General features: G+C 65.6%; 16 protein-coding genes. 12 read left to right on the forward strand and 4 right to left on the reverse strand.

What is annotated here, in order from left to right; genetic code table 11:
* The first annotated feature begins 2 nt into the window (after positions 1-2).
* The 10 genes from FHS47_RS11255 to FHS47_RS11300 all read left to right on the forward strand — a co-directional run bounded on the left by FHS47_RS11255 (position 3) and on the right by FHS47_RS11300 (position 11,717).
* Complete coding sequence (locus tag FHS47_RS11255; RefSeq protein WP_167027112.1) at positions 3-1,535, forward strand: XrtA system polysaccharide chain length determinant; 1,533 nt, start codon at positions 3-5, stop codon at positions 1,533-1,535.
* 2 nt (positions 1,536-1,537) lie between these two features.
* The gene (locus FHS47_RS11260; RefSeq protein ID WP_208381915.1) at positions 1,538-2,302 is read left to right on the forward strand and encodes a CpsD/CapB family tyrosine-protein kinase; all 765 of its coding nucleotides are present in this window, start codon (positions 1,538-1,540) and stop codon (positions 2,300-2,302) included.
* Positions 2,303-2,342: 40 nt separating this feature from the next.
* Positions 2,343-3,710 (forward strand): outer membrane beta-barrel protein, encoded by a 1,368-nt coding sequence (locus FHS47_RS11265; protein ID WP_167027115.1) that lies wholly within the window; start codon positions 2,343-2,345, stop codon positions 3,708-3,710.
* Positions 3,711-3,712: 2 nt separating this feature from the next.
* A complete protein-coding gene (locus FHS47_RS11270; protein ID WP_167027118.1) occupies positions 3,713-4,489 on the forward strand; it encodes an alpha/beta hydrolase in 777 nt (258 codons plus the stop codon).
* A complete protein-coding gene (locus tag FHS47_RS11275; RefSeq protein ID WP_167027121.1) occupies positions 4,489-5,319 on the forward strand; it encodes an alpha/beta fold hydrolase in 831 nt (276 codons plus the stop codon). Before FHS47_RS11270 ends, FHS47_RS11275 begins: the two co-directional genes overlap by 1 nt.
* Positions 5,316-6,320: a UDP-glucose 4-epimerase GalE gene (gene galE, locus FHS47_RS11280; RefSeq protein WP_167027124.1), complete on the forward strand. Its 1,005-nt coding sequence runs from the start codon at positions 5,316-5,318 to the stop codon at positions 6,318-6,320. Before FHS47_RS11275 ends, galE begins: the two co-directional genes overlap by 4 nt.
* Before the next feature lie 263 nt (positions 6,321-6,583).
* On the forward strand, positions 6,584-8,098 hold the full coding sequence (locus FHS47_RS11285) for a hypothetical protein (protein WP_167027127.1): 1,515 nt from the start codon (positions 6,584-6,586) through the stop codon (positions 8,096-8,098).
* Positions 8,095-9,642: an oligosaccharide flippase family protein gene (locus FHS47_RS11290; protein WP_167027130.1), complete on the forward strand. Its 1,548-nt coding sequence runs from the start codon at positions 8,095-8,097 to the stop codon at positions 9,640-9,642. The genes FHS47_RS11285 and FHS47_RS11290 overlap by 4 nt, the downstream gene beginning before the upstream one ends.
* Positions 9,639-10,775: a GNAT family N-acetyltransferase gene (locus tag FHS47_RS11295; RefSeq protein WP_167027133.1), complete on the forward strand. Its 1,137-nt coding sequence runs from the start codon at positions 9,639-9,641 to the stop codon at positions 10,773-10,775. Before FHS47_RS11290 ends, FHS47_RS11295 begins: the two co-directional genes overlap by 4 nt.
* A 117-nt stretch (positions 10,776-10,892) precedes the next feature.
* Complete coding sequence (locus FHS47_RS11300; protein WP_167027135.1) at positions 10,893-11,717, forward strand: TIGR04325 family methyltransferase; 825 nt, start codon at positions 10,893-10,895, stop codon at positions 11,715-11,717.
* Here FHS47_RS11300 and FHS47_RS11305 read toward each other — a convergent pair.
* From FHS47_RS11305 to FHS47_RS11320, 4 genes are all read right to left on the reverse strand, one after another.
* The gene (locus FHS47_RS11305) at positions 11,684-14,827 is read right to left on the reverse strand and encodes a CusA/CzcA family heavy metal efflux RND transporter (RefSeq protein ID WP_167027138.1); all 3,144 of its coding nucleotides are present in this window, start codon (positions 14,825-14,827) and stop codon (positions 11,684-11,686) included. The genes FHS47_RS11300 and FHS47_RS11305 overlap by 34 nt on opposite strands.
* Positions 14,827-15,945, reverse strand: coding sequence for an efflux RND transporter periplasmic adaptor subunit (locus FHS47_RS11310; RefSeq protein ID WP_208381916.1), 1,119 nt, complete (start codon positions 15,943-15,945; stop codon positions 14,827-14,829). Before FHS47_RS11310 ends, FHS47_RS11305 begins: the two co-directional genes overlap by 1 nt.
* Positions 15,942-17,210, reverse strand: coding sequence for a TolC family protein (locus FHS47_RS11315; protein WP_167027141.1), 1,269 nt, complete (start codon positions 17,208-17,210; stop codon positions 15,942-15,944). Before FHS47_RS11315 ends, FHS47_RS11310 begins: the two co-directional genes overlap by 4 nt.
* Positions 17,211-17,280: 70 nt before the next feature.
* Positions 17,281-17,658, reverse strand: a complete 378-nt coding sequence (locus FHS47_RS11320) for a hypothetical protein (protein WP_167027144.1) — start codon at positions 17,656-17,658, stop codon at positions 17,281-17,283.
* 179 nt (positions 17,659-17,837) lie between these two features.
* Here FHS47_RS11320 and FHS47_RS11325 point away from each other — a divergent pair, with 179 nt between their 5' ends.
* Together FHS47_RS11325 and FHS47_RS11330 are read left to right on the forward strand one after the other, a co-directional pair.
* Complete coding sequence (locus FHS47_RS11325) at positions 17,838-18,770, forward strand: glycosyltransferase family 4 protein (RefSeq protein ID WP_167027147.1); 933 nt, start codon at positions 17,838-17,840, stop codon at positions 18,768-18,770.
* Entirely contained in the window at positions 18,767-19,405 is a 639-nt protein-coding gene (locus FHS47_RS11330) for a hypothetical protein (RefSeq protein ID WP_167027150.1), read from the forward strand. The genes FHS47_RS11325 and FHS47_RS11330 overlap by 4 nt, the downstream gene beginning before the upstream one ends.
* Positions 19,406-19,567 lie beyond the last annotated feature (162 nt).

A 19,567-nucleotide genomic window follows, 5' to 3' on the forward strand; every position in this document is an offset into this window, starting at 1 on the left:
CGATGAGTGGCGAACTCGTTCCTTTCTCGGGCATCGTGCCCGCACTGGTGGGCGAAGCGCGCAGGCGGCGTATCGCGATGGGCGTGATCTTCGCGGTCATCGCTCTTGCGGCGCTGGCGGTCGGCTCGGTGTGGCCGAAGAAGTACGAGGCGTCCACCACGATCCTCGCCCAGGAGGCCAGCATCATCACCCCGTTGATGGAAGGTGCCGCCGCAGCCACGGGCAACAAGAATCGCGCCGGCATCGCCCGCGACGTGATCTTCAGCCGCAAGGTTCTCGACGACGTGCTGAAGACGGGCGGCTGGCTGGCGGGCAATCCCTCGGCAGTGGAGCGCGACAGGATCGTGGAGGGTATCAAGGCGCGGACGAAGATCGTGAACAACCGCGACAACCTCATCACGATCAGCTACTTCGACTCCGATCCCAAGCGCGCCTTCGAGGTCACGCGTGCGTTCGGCCAGCTCTTCATCAGCGAGAGCCTGGCCTCCAAGCAGCGGGAAAGCCGGGAGGCGTACGAGTTCATCAATAGCCAGGTCGAGGCCTACCGCACGAAGCTCACCGATGCGGAAGACAAGCTGAAGGCCTACCGTGACGCGAATGCCGATGCGCGCCCCGGCAGCGAAACCGACGCCAATGCGCGCATCGCGCAGCTGCGCACGCAGATCGAAAACAACCGCATGGACTACATGCAGAAGCAGTCGCAGGCGGCGGCGCTCACCTCGCAGCTCAGCGGCGAGTCCGAAGTGAACGCGGTGCAGACGGTCGGCGGCATCTACCAGACGCAGCTTGCCGACCTGCAAGGCCAACTGGACACGCTTCGGCTGACGTACACCGATGAGTATCCGGACGTGGTGCGCCTTCGCCACCAGATCGAAGACCTGCGCAAGCAGGCGCAGACGGCGGATGCGAAGCGCACGGTCGGCGGAGCCGTGGCGCTGGACCATGCCGTGACGATGAATCCCGTGTATCAGCAGATGCGCTTGCAACTCGCCTCGATACGCAGCGATGCGGCTGCCAGCGCCGCCCGTGTGTCCGCAAGCGAAGCCATGCTGCAGTCGGAGCTGGAGCGCAGCAAGCGCATCGCCAACTCGGAGAATGTGACGGCGGAGCTCACCCGCGACTACACCGTGAATCGCGACGTGTACCAGGATCTGCTGAAGCGCCGCGAGAACGCCCGCGTCTCGATGAACCTCGACGCGGAGCAGCGCGGCCTGACGTTCCTGGTGCAGAACCCCGCGGTGATGCCCCTCGTGCCGACGGGCCTGCGCTTCATGCACTTCGGACTGGCAGGGCTCGCCCTCTCGCTCGCCGTTCCGTTCGGCCTGCTGTTCGCCGTGGCGCGCTTCGATCCGCGTGTCCGCTCCGTGGCGCAGGTGGAACGGGCCACGGGCTTCCCGATCCTGGCAAGCATTCCGTTCTATCCCACGCCGCGCGACCGCCGCCGCGAACACCTGCAAAACACCATGCTCGCCGTGATCGTCGCGAGTGTCGGGGCGGTCTACCTCCTGGTGTTCTGGCTGAGGATCAAGGGTTGACGATGAACAAGATGGCCGCTGACAACATCGAACTGGGCGACGTGGTCGCCTCCCGCCAAGGCGAGCATGTCTCGCCGGGCCATTCCATCGCGAGGATGCGCGAGGAAGGCGGCGCACTGGCTCCCATCGACTGCGAGCGGAAGCGCCTGATCCATCGCGAGGAGTCGGTCCGCCAACAGTCGGATTCGTTCCGCAGCATCCGCACGCGCCTGCTGGAGATGGCGGGCGAAAGCAACTTCGTCACGCTGGTGGTCGCGGTGAGCCCCCGTTCCGGGGGCAGCTTTGTGGCACGGAATCTCGCCACCGCGTTTGCCTTCGACGAATCAAAGACCAGCCTGCTGATCGATTGCAACCTGCGCTACCCGAACCAGCACAAAGCGTTTGGCGTGGAGCCGCAGACCGGAGGCCTGATCGATTTCCTCGAACACCCCTCACGGGGCATCGCCTCGATCATGTACCCCACGGGAGTGCCGCGCCTCAGGCTTATTCCATCGGGCCGGCCGCGCGAGAACAGCAGCGAGTATTTCTCGTCGTTCCGCATGCGCGCCGTGCTGGATTCCCTGCGTTGCCGCTACTCCGACCGCTACTTGTTCCTCGACGGCCCGTCCGTCAAGGGGGCGCCTGATGCGCGGATCCTCTCCGATCTTGCGGACTTCGTCGTGCTGGTGGCGGGCTACGGCCGTGACACCCCGTCGTCGATCAGCCAGGCCGTCGCCAATTTCGACCCCGCGAAACTCGCCGGGGTGGTGTTCAACCAGTCGCCTTGAGTGCGCGCCCCCGTCGGATCGGGGGCGAAGGGGAGGGATCATGCCGCCGTCGTCCAGGCTTGCCTGCGCCATCGTGGTCGGACTCGCGACGGCACCGTCGATGGTGCTGGCCGGGACGCTCAACTACACGCTTTATGCCGGTGTCGAGCATAGCAACAACATCGCCTTGTCCTCGGACAACCCGGTGAGTGAGAACGTGCTGACACCGGGGGGCACCTTCCAGTTCACCCAGATGGGCTCGACGTTCCAGGCGAACGTGGCGGGCACGGTCGAATATCGCAAATACCTGCAGAACCATTTCGATTCGCAGTTGCAGACGCAGCTGGCGGGCCAGGGCAACTGGACGATCATGCCGGACCGCCTCGATTTCTCGGTGGAGGACTATGCGGGCGTGCAGCCGGTGGACCAGTTGGCCAGCAACTCGCCGGACAACCAGCAGCAGACCAACGTGCTGGTGGCGGGGCCGACGCTGCGCATGCGCTTCGGCCAGTCCGCGCGGGGGCAGTTCGAGTTGCGGTACATCAACAGCTATGCCTCCAAGGTGGACGACTTCGATTCGTCGCGCGGCCTGGCGGCCTTTCGCGTTTTCCGCGACCTGAGCCCTACCGACACCATCTCCGCGAACGTCGAGTTCCAGCGGGTGAACTTCGACAACCAGGAAAGCAGCGCCGACTACGACCGCAAGGAAGCCTTCGTCCGCTACACCAGCACCCTGGCGCATTTCGATGCGGATGTGCTCGTGGGCGGCAGCCGCCTCGAATTCGACGGCGGCGGAAGTCATTCCGCGCCGCTGGTGAGGCTGCGCCTCGGCTGGCAGCCCACCCTGCGCAACTCGCTTACTGTGTCCGGCGCCTACCAGTACGCGGATGCGGCGCAGGACATCATCACGACGCCAGGGGTCTTCGGTGCCGGCCTGACCGCCGATCGCACGGAATCGATCGATCCCTTCGCGGGTACGGGCGGGTTGGGCAGCGGCCTCGGCATCGGTACGGGCATAGGCACGGGAAGCGCGGTGATCGGCTCGCAGGTGTACAAGGAGCGCCGGCTCGATGCCACCTGGAACTGGCGCGGCGAGCGTCTGACCGTCACGGCATCGCCTGCCTACAGCAAGCTCCGCTACGTCGACGATCCCACGTTCGACCAGAACGATCGCGGCCTCAGCGTCGGTGTCGGGTATCGCGTCCGTCCGACGGTCACGCTGAGTGCCTTCGCCACGCTGGACAAGCTCAAGTACGAGACGGTGGACAGGAACGACACCACGGTGCGCCTGGGCCTCAACCTCAGCCGGCAATGGAACCAGCATTGGAGCGGCCAGGTATCGGTCGCGCGGGAAAGGCGAACCAGCAACGCGATCGGCCAGGACTATCGGGCCACGAGTTTCTTCGTCGGCGTGGTGTATCGGAGATGAGCATGCGGCCCGACGCCGAACTTCCCTTCTTCTTTGGCCCCGACGGCGGGCTTTTCGGGATGTATCACGCTCCGGACGTGCCGGCACATCGGGCCGTGCTGATGTGTGCGCCGCTCGGACAGGATCTGATCCGCTGCCATCGGATCTATCGACAACTGGCCCAGGCGCTCGCGGGGCAGGGCCTGGCGGTGCTGCGCTTCGACTATCACGGCACGGGCGATTCGGCGGGAGAAACCGCCACGGTGGACTGGGATCGTTGTGTGGCGGACACGGTGTTGGCCGCGGCGGAGCTGCGCGCGCGTTCCGGCGTGGAGCGCGTGGTGGCGTTCGGCGCGCGTCTCGGCGGCAGCATTGCCATGTGTGCCGCCGAACGGGCGGGCTTCGCCGAAGCGATCGTGTGGGACCCGGTCCTGGACGGGAGCGACTACGTGGCCGCACTCGACGCGATGCAGGCGGCGCTGCGCGAGGATGCCGGGCGCTTCACGCAACCTCGCAGCCATGCCGACGTGGCCGAGCAATGGCTCGGGTTCGATACGGACGACCGCCTGCGCCGGCAACTCCGCGCCCTCACGGTCGGACCGGCAAAGGTGCCGACGATGGTGCTCGACTCCCTGGGTGCCTCGGAGACCTTCGCATGGAACCGATGGGTCGCGCCGCAGGGCAAGGTTGCGGGCATCGCGCCGCCGACGCCATGGAACGATCTGCGCCGCCTGGAAACAGCGATCCTCTCCCAGCCGGTGATCCAGGCGGTGAGCGGCCGTCTCAGGGAGACAGCGTGATGCGCGAGGAAGCCCATCGTTTCGGTCGCGGCCGTCACCTCGTCGGCATTGCCGGCGTGCCCGACGGAGCCCCTGGCGAAACAGGGGTCATCGTGCTGAATGCGGGTCTGGTCCATCGCATTGGCCCGTTCCGCCTCCACGTGGAACTGACCCGGCAACTGAACGAGGCGGGCTACCCGACACTGCGCTTCGATCTCTCGACACTGGGCGACAGTGGCGCGACAGGCGGCGGCCTGACGCGGGCACAACAGGTCTGCGCCGACCTGGACGACGCCATGAACCTGCTGAAGGCGCGCGCGGGCTGCGAGCGCTTCGTGCTGGTAGGTCTTTGCTCGGGCGCACAGAACGCCCACATCGTGGCGGCGACGGATCCACGCGTATCCGGTGCGGTGTTCCTCGACGGCTATGCGTACCGCACCCTTGGCTACAAGCTTCGGCATTACCTTCCGCGCCTGGTCGACCCCGGCCGGTGGGCGCGCCTGCTGCGGCGAAAGCCCGCCGCGAGCACAGAGCGGCCGGCATCGGAGCCCGTGTTCGCAGTGGCTCCGGCGCCGCGCGACGAAGTGATCGCCGATTTCACCGGCATGGTGGAGCGTGGGATGAAGCTCTACCTCGTCTATTCGGGTGGGATCAGCAACTACTTCAATCATGCGCGGCAGTTCCGCGAATGCTTCGGCCGGGTGATGAACCATCCGGCCGTGACCACGCGTTATGTCGCCGAAACCGATCACACCTACATCCTTACCGGCGACCGCGCCCGCCTGCTCGACGGCATCGGTGGCTGGCTCCAGCGCAACTTCCCACCGGCCCACGCCGGGAGGCCCGCATGAATTCGGTACTCGTCACGGGAGGCGCCGGCTACATCGGCAGCCATACGGTGCAGCAACTGGTCGAACGCGGCGAGCGCGTCGTGGTGATCGACAACCTGTCCACGGGTTTTCGCGAAGCGGTGCGAGGTGCCTCGTTCGTCGAGGGCAATGTCGGCGACATCGACCTCGTGTCGCGCGTTCTGGAGGCCCACAGGGTGGACGCCGTGCTGCACTTCGCCGCCCACACGGTGGTGCCGGAGTCGGTGAGCGATCCACTGAAGTACTACGGCAACAACACCGGCAACACACGTAACCTGCTGGCCTGCTGCGCGGCGGCGGGCATCGACAAGTTCATCTTTTCGTCCACCGCCGCGGTCTATGGCACCACCGAGGCCGGCGTGGCCGACGAGGACACCCCCACGTGTCCGATCAACCCCTATGGCACGTCGAAGCTCATGTCCGAGACGATGCTGCGCGACTGGTGCGCGACGGGCGCGATGCGGCACGTGATCCTGCGGTATTTCAACGTGGCCGGATGCGATCCGCTCGGACGCATCGGCCACTCCACGCCGCAGGCCACGCTGCTGATCAAGGTGGCCTGCGAACATGCCGTGGGCAAGCGCGCCTCCATTGCCATCTACGGGACGGACTACGACACGCCCGACGGCACCGGTGTACGCGACTTCATCCATGTGGACGACCTGGCGGCAGCGCACCTGCGCGCGCTGGACCACCTGCGCGACGGCGGTCATTCGCTCACGCTGAACTGCGGCTACGGACACGGCTACAGCGTGCGCGAAGTGGTCGAAGCCGTGGCGAAGGCGGCGGGGCATCGCCTCAATGTCGTGGAATTGCCGCGCCGGCCAGGCGATATTCCCAAGTTGATCGCGCGCAGCGACCGCCTGCGAGACCTGCTCGGGTGGCGCCCTGCCTACGACGATCTGGACGTCATCGTGCACACGGCCCTGTCCTGGGAGCATCGCCTCGCCGGTACGCGCTTCCTTTCCGCCTCGGTGGCATGAAAACGCGCATGCCAACCGGTGCCGGAAGATATCGTTGGGTCCCGCGCGAGCCGGGACCCATGTCCGCGTCGCGTTCGCCGACGCTTCTTCGTCATATCCTCATCGTGTTGGGGTGCGTGCTTGCGCTCGCTCTTGCCGCTTCCCCCTCGAAGGGTGGGGCGGCCAGGCACGTCGCGAGTACCCCGGCGTCGATGGCGCCTCCGCCCTCAGGGGTCCCTGACGCACCGTTGTCCCGATCCGCGCGAAAAGTGGAAGTCACTCGCGTGGCAGGGAAGGGCGACGATCTGCCCGTGACGGTGGGCATCCCGCTTCCGCCCGGCTTGCTGCGCGACACCTCGCAGGTGCGCCTCTTCGACGAGCATGGCAGAGAGGTTGCCGTGGCGGTGAAGCCCATGCTTACCTGGCACTTCCGCGACGACAGCCTGCGCGCCGTGCGCGTGCAGTTCCATGGCCCGCCGGGGAGCTATTACTTTGCGTTCGACGCCCCCCGCACGAAAAGCATCGCTGGCTGGCCCTACGACGAAGGACTCGTCGACGGCAAGCCGGCGGCGATCGCATCCCTTGCTCCCGAATGGCTGACCTCTTCGCTCATCGTCGGCCCGCAATCCGTGGCTGCGCCGGGCGAACCCTATGCCCGCTATGTCGATGCGCAATTTCGCTGGGCGCGCACGATGCCGACGGGCGACACGACCGCATGGCTCTTCGACCGGCCGTCCACCCTGTTCAAGGCCTACGTGCGCACGGGACGCGCGGACTACCTTGAGGCCGCGGAAGCCAGTTACCGGTGGTACATGGCCGGCATCAAGCGCGACGGTATACCGGTGAGTCCTTCCTGTGCGGGTGGCTGGCTGCCGGACGGCAAGCCTTGCGACGTCAAATACGTGTACATCGAGCCGATCCTGCTCGCCGTCGCGCTGACCGGCGACGATTCCATGCACGATGCCGGACTGGTCGAGAAAATGGCCGAGCTATGGAATACGGGAGGCTGGAGCGGGTCGCCGGGACCGTATCGGTACGCCACGGACTATTTCACCGAACGGCTTGCGGGGCTGGGTCTTGTGGAGACGGTAGCGGCCTACGAACTGACCGGCGAGGCACGTTATCGCGAACGCATCGATGCGCGCGTGGGCTGGCTGTACGAACACCAGCGCCACAATCCCGACGGACTCGGCGACGACGGTTCCTGGCGCAACAGCTGGAACGTGCACGAAAACGATCCGGGCGGAAAGGACGACGTGCGTGGTGCATCGCCGTGGATGAGCGAAAACATCGTGGACGGGCTTTGGCACGCGTGGCTGGTGACGGCGGACCCGCGCATCCCGGGCATGATCGCCGACTTCGGACAATACATGGAACGCTACGGATGGATTTCCGCCGACCTGCTCGTGCCTCCGCATGACTGGCGCAACGATTGCTCCGGACCCGGCGGACAGATCGCGTGGTATTGGTCGTCGTCGCAAGCGAAGGTGCCGGCCCTGATGAAGATCCAGGAATCGGAGGGCTGGTACAGCGACGGACACACCGTGGAACTGGGTTTGCCGGTTGCCGCGGCATGGTATTTCGAGCGCGACCCTGCGCGGGCTGCAGCCTTGAAGAAGCGATTCAAGGCGATCGCCGCGTCCTACAGCCCCGCATGTGCCGCCATCTCAGACACGCTGCGCCGCTTCAACTGGAACAATCGCGGCGCGGGCGTGGCGCAGTGGATGATGGCGCAGCCGGCGGGGGCGGGCCTCGGGGCGGCGCCTCCGGTGCGGATGGCGAGGGGGGTGTCGCCATGAACAGGCGAATCGCGGTCCTGCGCAGTGTCGGCATCGTCACGGTGTCCACCTATATCGAGTACGCCCTCGGTCTGCTGATGAGCGTATGGATCGCGCGTTCGCTCGGCCCCTCCGACTTCGGCCGCTATGCGTTCACGGTGTGGCTCTGCGGTTGGTTGATGGTCTGTTCGAACCATGCTTTGACGACCTCGTCGACAAAATTCATCGCGGAGGCCGACGGGATGGGTGACCCGTCGCTGGCCTCACACCTGGCGGCGCGCTTCTCTCGCATCCAGACGATCAGTTCGATCGTGGTGATCGGCCTGTTCGTCCTCGTGGGTTACCTTTTTCAGCCCTCGGAATGGCATGGCTCGCTGTTGCCGATCATGGGCCTCGTCGTCGTGGCGGTCGTGGCGAAGGCCAATTACGCCATGCTCGTGGCCATCGGAAAGGGGCAGGAGCGATTCGAGCCGGAAGCGGTGGCGACGGTGATCGGCGGTATCGTGGGCATGCTGCTGGTGCTCGCAGCGATGCTCCTGCATGCAGACCTCGTCTCGTTCGTTGCCTTGTTCGCCGTGGCCTGCCTGCTCCTCAACCTCGTCAACCGCATCGCCTTCCGCCACTGCTGCCGGCCCTATGCCGACGGCCCCGTCCCATCCGCGGTCGCCGCGCGCGTGAACCGGCATCTGCGCCTCACCGCCGCGCTGGTCCTCATGGGCTCGTTTCGGGCAGGTACCATCGAGGTGTTCCTCCTCACGACCTTCACGGGTTCGGTGGCGGTAGGTTATTTCGCCATTGCCGGCACGCTGACCCGCGGTGCCGTCCAGTTGTTCTCGGTCGGCCTCACGTCCACGCTGCTGCCGTACATGGCAAAGACCTACGGCGAGAGCGGCACGGCGCGCGCCGCGCGTTTCCTGTCCGAAGCGACACGGTTCTACTGGGCCGTGGGTATCGCCATCGCGGGTCTGGGGCTTGTGACGACGCCGGAAATCGTCCGGCTCATGTATGGCACCCGTTATGTCGATGCCATCCCTGCCATCGAAGCGACGCTGGTGCTCGGAGGGCTGCTGCTGATAGGTAACGGCATCGCGGCGTTCCAGACCGTGGTGGACCGCCAGGACGACCGTATCCGCATCGCCGTGGTCGCCCTGATCGCTAATGCCGTCCTCGGGATATCACTGGTGCCGATGCTCGGGCTTGCCGGTGCGGTGCTGACCTATGCAGCCACGCGCATCGTGGAAATGACCCTCGCAGTTCATTACTTGCGCAAAGCCACGAGCGGTGGATTACCGGTGGCCGCCATGTCGCGGTTGTTCGCCGTGGGGCTCGTCGCCACGCTGGCGGCTTGGGTGGCTACCGAGGCGACGCCGTCGCGGCTGGGTTTCCTGGTCGGCGCGGCGGCGTTCGTCGCCCTGTATGTGCCGGGGAGCGCGCTGGTTCGCTACTGGACCGCGGACGATTACCAACTCATGACCGGCATCGGCCGCCGGCTCGGGCCGCCGGGGCGGGCGCTGGTCCGGGCCGTCGAGTTCGTTCATCCACCGGTAGCCAAGGCCAGCCCATGAACTACGTCTGTTCCACCGTACATACGTTGGACGCCTTGCGCGCGATACGTGACGACCTGGCCCGTGTCGCCGAACTGCCAGGCGCTGCGAGTGGCATCGTGCAGCACCCGGACTGGCTCGTGTTCGAGGTGGAAAGCCGACAGGACGGCACCGTGCCGCACGTCGTCGTCGTTCGCGACGGCAACGGGCGGGTGGTCGGATACCTGCCACTGCTTGCCGTCGAACATACGGCTCGTCTCGATGTGGCCGGGCGCCGCGTGAAGCTCTATCGCGGCGCGGCACTGCGCTTGCTCGGTAGCGGCGTGGTGGCGCGGGAGGCCGAACGCGACGGCGTCGAGCTTGCGGTGACCAGGCAGCTGGCCGGCGACCTGGATATTCGCGTGATCCGCATTCAGGAGGCGGACCTGCCCAATCGATTCGCCACCGCGCTTGGCGGACGTGGTGGATTCCGCGTGGTGTCGGCCAACCTCCTCGATCAGGTGCACTGGTCGATCGACCCGCAGCCATCGGCAGAGGCGTGGCTGGCCGCCATGGACAGGAAAAAGCGGGCGGATCAGGTGCAGCGCGTGGGAAGGGCCTATCGCAAGCTCGGTGGCGACGCTGCCCTACATGTCTTCGACGGCGGCCAGGACATGGCTCGCTATTGCCGGCTCATGAACGAGGTCTACGCACGCACCTGGCATCACGCCGAATTGCCCATCGATTGGGAAGCACCGGAACGGGTGGCGCTCTTCCGCCGCCTCGCGGACGCCGGGCATCTCGTGGGTCATATCGTGCTGCGCGAAGGCAGGCCGCTGGCGTATGTGCACGGCTACCGCATCGGAGGCACGTATCTCGTCGACGACCTCGGCTATGACGACGAGGTGGCGAAGGTGGGCATCGGTTCGGTTGCGGTATTCCAGGCCGTGCGCGGGCTGCTGGATCGTTTTCCGGGCGAGCGCATCAGCTTCGGCTACGGCGACAACCAGTACAAGCGGCTGCTTTCGACGCGGGCCGAACCCTGCGGTTCGCTTTATGTGGTGCGGCCCACGCGGGCAACCGCCGGCTTCCGCATGTATGCCCCGGTGCGTTGGATCTACCGAGGCCTGCATCGCGTTCGCGCGGACCTGCGTGCGCGCCGAGGCGCCCTCTAGAGAGATCGACCCCGGCAGGACGGCCCGATCTGCCAAACGGTTTAGACCCCCGTGCTATGGGCAATGGGGCGGCGGAAGCGCAAGCTGGTCACAGGCACCGTGTCGTGGAGGACACGCATGAACGCTCAAGTCGGTCCTCGGCCCTACCAGGAGGCCACGGCACGCCTGCCGTTAGTCCGCCAGCTTCTCGAAACCCGTTACCGGAGGGCCTTCTTCGCCCACCGCGCCCTGACTCACCACATCTACCGTGGTGTGTTCCGCAGCTTCGACGAAGCGCAGGCCAGCATTCCGGCCGACCATGCCAGCGGCTATGACAACACCGAGTCGGCGGACCTGTATCGCGAGCGGACGCGGCGGGTGTTCATCAACGACTATCCGATGATCCATTGGCTCGGTCGCTGGTTCGCGGAGGGTGCGCGAAGCGTGTTCGATCTTGGTGGACATATAGGCATCGCGTACTACGCGTACCAGCGATACCTGGCCTATCCGCAGGGCCTTCGCTGGACCGTGATGGATGTGCCAGCGGTCAACGCGGCTGGTGCGGCCTGGGCGATGGAGCACGATACGCCGCGCCGCCTCGCCTTCGCCGACGACGTGTCACAAGCGTCCGGCGCCGACGTCTTGTTCGCCGCCGGCTCGTTGCAATACCTTCGCTACTCTCTGGCGGACGCCCTCGCGGCGATGGCGAAGAAGCCGCGTTTCCTGCTGCTCAATTCCGTGCCCGTGCACATGAGGGAGTCATATTTCACCGTGCAGAACATCGGCACGGCCTGCTGCCCGTACCGGGTCACTGCCGAGCGCGAATTCCTCGGCAGTCTGTCGTCGCTAGGGTACGAGTTGCAGGACCGCTGGGAGAACCCGCAGCGGTACTGCATCGTTCCGTTCCATCCGGAGTTGTCGCTGGATCGTTACTTCGGATTCGCGTTCCGTCTCGCGGCATGAGCGGCACCGTCGTTTACGATCGTTCGCCGGTTCTCCATCCACTCGTAGACCACGGGCAAAAGCAGCAGCGTCAGCAACGTGGACGTGATGAGCCCCCCGGTCACCACGGTCGCGAGCGGGCGCTGCGTTTCCGCGCCAACACCTGACGACAACAGCATCGGTACCAGTCCCAGGATGGCCACCGTGGCGGTCATGAGCACCGGTCGCAGGCGCAGCGCGGTTCCGTTGAGCACCGCCTCGCGCACGCTCGATCCGGCTCGCCGTTGCTGTTCCAGGAAGCTGACGAGGACGATGCCATTGAGCATGGCCACGCCAAAGACCGCGATGAAGCCGATGGCCGAAGGGACAGAGAGATACTGCCCCGATATGAACAGTGCGACGATGCCGCCGACGGTCGCGAAAGGTACGTTCGCGAGGATCAGGGCCGCGTGCCGCATGGAGTTGAAGGCGGTGTAAAGCAGGATGAAGATGAAGAAGATCGTCACGGGAACGATGATGGCCAGCCGCTTGAGCGCTCGCTGCTGGTTCTCGAAGGCGCCGCCCCATTCGGTGTAATACCCCGCCGGCAATGTCACCTCGCGGGCGATGGCTGCGTTGGCGTCCCGCACGAACGAATCGACGTCCCTGCCGCGCACGTCCATCTGGATGACAGAGTAGCGTTGCAACTGCTCCCGCCGGACGAACGAATAGCCTTCCGCTGTGCTCACCTTCGCCACCTGGCCGAGCTGGACCAGCGATCCCGACGGGGTTCGCAGTGGAATGCGTTCGATGTCGCGCACGGACGCCTTGCTGGCCTCGTCGAAGCGAACGGTGAGGTCGAACCGCTTCACGCCGTCGACCACGGTACCGACGGGTTCGCCACCGATGCCGTTGCGGACGACGGTGAGTACGTCGTCGGCGTTGAGCCCGTAACGGGAGAGGGCTTCCCGATCCACCTCGATGCGGACCTGTGGCTTGCCGAGGTTGGCCTCGAGTGCGAGATCGGCGACACCGGGCACGCCTGCGATAGCGCTCTTGATCTGTGCGGCCAGCCGGTCGAGCTGGCCGAGGTCTTCGCCGTAGAGTTTGAGGGCAAGGGTGGCGCGCACCCCTGAAATCAGTTCCTCGATGCGCATCTGGATAGGCTGCGTATAGCTCACGACGGCGGTGGGCAACAGGGCTGCCAGTTCATCGGCCATGTCTCGCTCGATGCTGTCGAGTGTCTGCCCCTTGCGCCACTGCTCACGCGGTTTCAAGGGCGTATAGACCTCCATGTAGTTCACGTCGGCGGTTTCGCCTTTTTCCGCGCGTCCGATCATGGCCAGCGTGGTTTCCACTTCGGGGAAGCGGGCCTTGATGCGCTCTGCCACCTTACGCGAGATGTCGATCGATTCGTCCAGCGAGGCCGATGGAATCGAGGTGATGCGCCACATGATGGCGCCCTCGCGCAGGTTGGGCATGAATTCCTTGCCCAGGAAGGGAAACAGCGCAAGGGCGCCGACGAGGCAACCTCCGGCCATGGCGAGCACGGCGCGGCGATGCCCGAGTGCCCAGCCCAACGCTCGCGCGTATATCGGCTTCAGCCGCGCGAGTAGCCACGTGTCGCGTTCCGTTCCGGGCTTCAGCACGGTGGCGGCGAGCACGGGCACCAGCGTCAACGACAGCAGCAGCGAGCCGGCCATGGCGAAGGCGATGTTGAAGGCCATCGGCTTGAACATCTTGCCTTCGAGACCCTGCAGGCTGAACAGCGGCAGGAACACCACGATGATGATGAGAATGGCGAAGGTGATGGGGGCGGCCACCTCGCGCGCGGCGGCGAGTACCGCTGCGGGCCGGTCCACAGGCTCCCCGCGTGCCTTACTCTCCGCCATGATCCGGAACGCGTTCTCGACCATGACGACGGCACCGTCCACCATCATGCCGATACCGATGGCCAGGCCCGCCAGCGACATCAGGTTGGCCGAGAGGCCTGCCTGCCCCATACAGATGAAGGCGATCAGCATGGCAAGGGGCAGGGTGACCACGACGACGAGCGCGCTGCGCAGTTCGCCGAGGAACAGGTAAAGCACCAGCGCAACGAGGGCGGCACCTTCGACGAGGGCGCGCACGGCGGTGCCCACGGCCGCATTGACGAGGTCGGTGCGTTCGTAGACCGGTTTCACGACGGTGCCGACGGGTAGGGCCCGCCGTACCGTGTCGAGCCGGGCCTTTACCGCCTCGACCACGTTCCGCGCGTTTTCGCCGATGCGGGCCAGCGCCTGGCCCATCACCACCTCCTTGCCGTCCCGCGTCACGGCGCCGGTGCGCGGCGCCCCAGCTTCGACCACCGCCGCCACGTCACGCACGTACACGGGGGTGCCGTGTTCGCTCTTGAGCACGATGCTGCCGATGTCTTCGACACCCTTCACCAGGCCAAGGCCGCGCACCAGGTACTGTTCGTGACCCACGTCGATGAAGTTGCCTCCGACCTGCGCATTGTTCGCTTCCAATGCCTGTATCACGTCTTTCAAGCTGAGGTCGTGCGCGAGCAGGCGCATCGGATCCACGCGCACCTGGTACTGCTTCTCCTGGCCGCCCCACGAGGTAACGTCGTCGACGCCTGGCGCGGTGCGCAGGATCAGTCGCACCGTCCAGTCCTGAAGGGTGCGCAGGTCCATGTCGGACGGGCCGCCGCCGGCCGCGCTTTCGTCGCGCTCCACCGTGTACCAGAAGACCTGTCCGAGGCCGGAGGTGTTGGGTCCCATCTCCGGCTTGCCGTAACCCGCCGGCAGGCGGTCGCCCACCTGTTGCAGCCGCTCGTTCACGAGCTGACGCGCGAAATAGACGTCCATGCCATCGTCGAAGTACACGGAAACATAGGACAGCCCGAACAGGCTGACGGAGCGGATGTCCTGTACGCCAGGCAACCCGGCGAGCGCCGACTCGATGGGGGTGGTGAGCAGGGGCTCCACGTCCTCGGCGGCCAGTCCGGGTGCCTCCGTATACACGCCGACCTGCACGGGGGTTACGTCCGGGAACGCGTCGATGGGCAGGCTTCGCGCCGCGCGATAGCCCAGCGCGGCCACCGCGACGAAGGCGATCGCCACCAGCAGCCTGTACTTGAGGGAAAGGGCGACAAGGCGTCCGAGCATCATTCTTCCCCCAACTGGGAACGCAGTATCCGCGCCTTCAGCGCGAATGCGCCCTTGCGCACGTAGGGCGTGCCGGCCACCAGGCCGCGCGTGATGGCTGTCCAGCCGCCACGCGTCTCACCCACCTCGACCGGCACGGGCTCGAATTGCCCGGCGCGCTTGCCGCGCACGAAGAGGGTGGGCTGGTTCTGCAGCAGCACGATCGCTTCGGCCGGCACCGCGAGGTTGCGGGACTGCGAAGCGACCTCGATGCGGCATTCGACGAGGTCGCCGGGATGCAGCAGGTCGTCCTTGTTCGGCACCTGGATGCGAACATCGACCGTTCGGGTTTTTTCATCGGTAAGGTGAGAGCGACGGATCACGCGACCCTCGAGCTCCCTGCCGTTCGCGGCGACGACGACCCGGGCGCCGTCCCGAACCTCGTCCGCCTGGCCGGGCGGCATACGCGCCTCCACCCATACGGACGATTCCGCCACCAGCGTGAAGAGGGTGCGGCCGGGTTCGACGCGCTCGCCGACGATGAAGTCGTCGGTCGTCACGCGCCCCGCCTGCGGCGCCAACAGTTCGAAGCTGCCATCGGCCGCCGCCGAGCCCCGCTTCACCACATCGCGGATCTGCGCATCGGAAAGACCGTATGCCTTCAGCTTCGCGCGAGCCTGGTCCCGCTGCACCAGGGCCTCGTTGTAACGCCGGGCGGATACCGCCTGTGGCCCCAGCGATGCCACTCGCGCCCAGTCCTGACTCGCCACGATGAGCTGTCCTTGCGTTTCGGCGACATCCACGCTCGACAGCGCCACCAACGGTTGCCCGGCCTTGACCAGGTCGCCCAGCTTTGCCCGGCGGGCGACGACCTGTGACGCGACCCGGGGCGACACCAGTGCGGTGGCGTAGGCGTCGATCTTCACCTCGCCGGGTGCGCGCACCTGGTCGACCGTCGTGCGTACCTGCGCGGTCTCGACCTCGATGCCGGCCGCCGCGATCGCGGCGGCGTCCAGTATCAGAGGATCTCTTTCCGCGGCCTGTGGGGCGTCTTCCGGACGCGCGGCGGAACAGATGGGGGCGCCGAGCAGCAGGGCGAACATGAGCAAGGCGGTGGGACGAAAAATGCGGGGTGTCATGGCGAAGAATCCTTGCTGGTATCGCCGAGCCAACCGGTCAGGCGGCCCGCGGCGGCGAGATAGTCGAACCAGGCCTGCCAGGTCTGGCTTTCGAGCGCGATGCCCGCAAGCTCGGTGTCGAGGCGCTGCTTCAACTGGACGAGGTAATCGGATGTGCCGATTTCGCCCGCCTGCCAAAGCCGGTCGAGCAGCCGGGCCCGGTCGTCGAAGGCACCGGCCCGGCCAGCGCGGAAACCTTCCGCGGCGTGGCGCACGGCCTCGTAGGTCGTCCGTGTCTGTGCAAGCTGCGCATCCGAGCGAAGGGTGGCCGAGCGGCGGGCCGCGAAAGCGGCATCGGCGGTGGCGCGTGCCGCTTCCACGTCGTATCGCCCGGAGTTGAATACCGGCAATGGAATCGATAGGCCGACGCCGATCACGAGGTCCGTACGGTTGCCGCTGCGCACGCGGCCCCCGGTAAGGCTCAGCGTGGGGTCGGGCCGGCGAGCGCGATCCGCGACGGCCACGGCGGCATTCGCCCGCTGTTGTTCGGCGTCCGCCTGGATGGATTCCAGCCGTTCCGAAGTCTCCACAGGAAGCACATCCGTGGCGGGCGGCGGAAGGTCGCGCGGCAGCTCTGGGAGCGGTTGCGGTGCGCCGCCGAGCGCGGCCAGTCCTGCGACGGCGGCGGCTTCCTGTGTTTCGAGCGCCGCCTGCTGGATGCGCGCTTCGCCAAGTGCGAGTCCGGCCAGATCGCGTTCCGGACTGCTGATGTCACCGATCCGGAGGCGTTGCGTGGCCAGTTCATCGAAGCGCCGCATCAGTTCCACGCGTCGCCTGGCCAGCGCGACCTGCTCGCGCGACAAGGCCGCGGCCGCCCAGGCTTTCAGCCAGTCGAGCGCGACGCGACGGCGTTCCAGCGCATAGGCGGCCTCGCGTGCGCGAATATCGGCTTCACCTTCGGACATGCGAGCCATGCGTTTGCCGGACACGTCGAGCGTGAGGCTGGCCCCGGCGGTGCGCCTGTCGACGTCGGCATTCTCGCCCTCGATGGAAAGCGATGGGTTGTATACCGGTTGCGCGGCGGCACGGGCACGCGCCTGGGCGGCCAGGCGTTCGGCATCGGCGGCCTGTACGTCGGGGCTGGTGGCCCAGATGTCGCGCACGGCGTTTCGCAGGGCGGGCGTGGCCGATGGTCCGGCCACATGGGCCGGCGAGGGTGAGGCGATGGCGCTGGCAGCCATCCACACGCACGCGGCGCCCCATGGCGCGGTACGTAGGAAAGACATGGTGGATCTCCTTCAAATCGGACGCAGGTCGGCGCGGCCGCTTCCGCGACCGGCATCGGGCGGTGCGGCTTCAGGAGATCGGTGGGCGCAGCGGAGAACGCGCGAAAGCGGGCGATTCGCCCGCGGGCACTGCAAGGTGCAGGTTCGACGGCCGTTCCGTTGCGGCCATGACGGTCGCATGCGTGGGCAGGGCCACCGCATGCGCACAAGTGCAATGGCACCCGCCGCCTTCGCCGAGTGCGCAGTAGTCGTCGTCGGCATCGACGCTCGCATCCTGCACGGTAACGGCCGAGCCAGCCGGCGCATTGCCGGCGAAAGCAGCGCGGGGGCCGTCGAGCGCGCAGAAGGTCGACATGGCTACCTTGAACAGCAGCACGGCCAGCGCAAGCATCCACACGCCGCGGTGGCGGCGCAAACGGACGAGGAGGCTTGGCGGACGGCGGGACATGGCGCACATCCTAGTCGGAGGTGCCGTTGTTAGACAATTGCAACCGAATATCCGTCGAATCACCGAGTTACGACGCTGCCTTCCGAATTCGCCTTGCGAATTGATTTGTCGGGCCAAAGGCCACGGAGGTAACTTTCCACACTGACGGAACAGAAGAAGCATGGCCAAGGACGGAGCAAGTGAACACCTTAGGTCTCCTGACGTACCAGGTTTCCGAAAATTCGGCCTGCAACTATCACCGTATCGCCAACCCCATGCGGTACCTGACCGATGTCAAGGCGAAGGTTCCTGTCCTGTTCTACAACCGATTGCTCGTCACGCATGACCGGCTTGACGCCATCCGCAAGGGAGGCATCAAGATCATCATCGATATCGACGATGATGTGGTCTTGGGGCCGGACCATGTGCTGTATGCCTCTTACAAGCGCGAAGGAATGACCGAGACCCTTATTGGGAACATTCAGCGGGCCGACGTGGTGCTGGCGACAAACGCGCATCTTGCCGACCGTGTGAGGCCCTACAACCCGAACATTGTTCTGGTTCCGAACGCGCTGCCTTTTGACGAGGACCAGTTCACGCGGACCGAGCCTTGCGAAGATCGAAAGATCATCTATGCAGGCGGGGGTACGCATTTCGAGGACCTGAAGATCATCCAGTCATGCGTGCCGAGGAATCACATGGTGATAGCGGGCAACGAGGATAAATCAGCCCAGTGGGCAAGGATCCGGTCGCTGTACAGCTTTGCCAAGTTCAAGCCGGTAAGGCCGGTATGCTCCTACATGGACGTCTATAACGGGCACGCGATCTCCGTAGCCCCATTGGTGAACACGAGCTTCAACCGGTCCAAGAGCAACCTGAAAGCCCTGGAGGCGGGAGCCAAGGGCCTTGCCTTTGTCGGGTCCAAGGTACATCCGTACGAGAACTCCCTGGATGACGGAGTCGTCCTTCTGGCCGATGGCAAACCGCAGTGGCGGACGATCCTGAAGCGCTTGGTGGAGGACGAAACCTATCGCAGGGAGAGGGCAGAGATGCTCGCCCAGCACGTGAGAGAGCATTATTCGCTTCGCCGTATCAACGAGATACGGCGTCAGGTTATCGAGGCCTTTTCATGATCGGCATAGGCGTTATCACGACAGACGTTCGAAGCGTTCCCGAGGCATTCCCATCGCTGTGCGAGGAAGGATCGCTTGTGCGCATAGAGAAGGACGTGGAGAAAGCTGGTGCGGCCGTCACGCGCAACAAGTGCCTGCGCTACCTCATGGACCAGGGATGTGAGCACGTTTTCCTCTTCGATGACGACTGCTATCCCACCATGAAGGGCTGGGAGCGCTACGTGATCGACGAAGCGGCACGGCACAATATGCACTTCATCGGGTTGCCCGAGATTTTCAAGTCGAGGCCCTTGGCCTCGGATGGCGAATTGATCTTCTGGGATCGTGTCATCGGGTGCTTCTGTTATCAGACCCGCGCATTGCTTCAGGCCATAGGCGGCTACAATCCGTCCTACGTACGCTATGGGTACAACGACGTGGCACGTCCCACGCGCGCCCTTCGATCAGGCCTTGCGGGCGACGGCAAGGGATACCCTTCCCTGTTACGGCTGCCTTCTTACATCCACAGCATGGACGTTCACGGAGAGAACCCGGTGCCGAACTTCAGCCCCCAGGAGAAGGCTCGTTGGAGGGAGAGAAATTGGGTCACCTTCCGGGAGGAGATCGAAAGTGAGGTGATTTGCTACCCCCTTTAGGTTGAGGTGCCGGCGCTCCCAGTGCCGGCGCGTTCATGCCCGCATCAGCCGTTCGCCCTAGCCGTCGGTTGCATGCCTGCACTGCCTTGGTGCTATGGCTATCGCGGTCGATCCGCGACAGAGTCGATACTACCGGACGCCTGCACGCATGCGCGTCCGACC

The sequence above is a fragment of the Luteibacter sp. SG786 genome, assembly GCF_011759605.1.
Taxonomy (GTDB): Bacteria; Pseudomonadota; Gammaproteobacteria; order Xanthomonadales; family Rhodanobacteraceae; genus Luteibacter.

Bases quoted from the DNA above. Each gene is read 5' to 3' on its own strand.
- FHS47_RS11290 (WP_167027130.1), top strand. From the start codon at position 8,095: ATGAACAGGCGAATCGCGGTCCTGCGCAGTGTCGGCATCGTCACGGTG.
- FHS47_RS11255 (WP_167027112.1), top strand. From the start codon at position 3: ATGAGTGGCGAACTCGTTCCTTTCTCGGGCATCGTGCCCGCACTGGTG.
- FHS47_RS11310 (WP_208381916.1), bottom strand. From the start codon at position 15,945: ATGACACCCCGCATTTTTCGTCCCACCGCCTTGCTCATGTTCGCCCTG.
- FHS47_RS11305 (WP_167027138.1), bottom strand. From the start codon at position 14,827: ATGCTCGGACGCCTTGTCGCCCTTTCCCTCAAGTACAGGCTGCTGGTG.
- FHS47_RS11320 (WP_167027144.1), bottom strand. From the start codon at position 17,658: ATGTCCCGCCGTCCGCCAAGCCTCCTCGTCCGTTTGCGCCGCCACCGC.
- FHS47_RS11265 (WP_167027115.1), top strand. From the start codon at position 2,343: ATGCCGCCGTCGTCCAGGCTTGCCTGCGCCATCGTGGTCGGACTCGCG.
- FHS47_RS11300 (WP_167027135.1), top strand. From the start codon at position 10,893: ATGAACGCTCAAGTCGGTCCTCGGCCCTACCAGGAGGCCACGGCACGC.
- FHS47_RS11270 (WP_167027118.1), top strand. From the start codon at position 3,713: ATGCGGCCCGACGCCGAACTTCCCTTCTTCTTTGGCCCCGACGGCGGG.
- FHS47_RS11295 (WP_167027133.1), top strand. From the start codon at position 9,639: ATGAACTACGTCTGTTCCACCGTACATACGTTGGACGCCTTGCGCGCG.
- FHS47_RS11275 (WP_167027121.1), top strand. From the start codon at position 4,489: ATGCGCGAGGAAGCCCATCGTTTCGGTCGCGGCCGTCACCTCGTCGGC.
- FHS47_RS11315 (WP_167027141.1), bottom strand. From the start codon at position 17,210: ATGTCTTTCCTACGTACCGCGCCATGGGGCGCCGCGTGCGTGTGGATG.
- galE (WP_167027124.1), top strand. From the start codon at position 5,316: ATGAATTCGGTACTCGTCACGGGAGGCGCCGGCTACATCGGCAGCCAT.
- FHS47_RS11330 (WP_167027150.1), top strand. From the start codon at position 18,767: ATGATCGGCATAGGCGTTATCACGACAGACGTTCGAAGCGTTCCCGAG.
- FHS47_RS11260 (WP_208381915.1), top strand. From the start codon at position 1,538: ATGAACAAGATGGCCGCTGACAACATCGAACTGGGCGACGTGGTCGCC.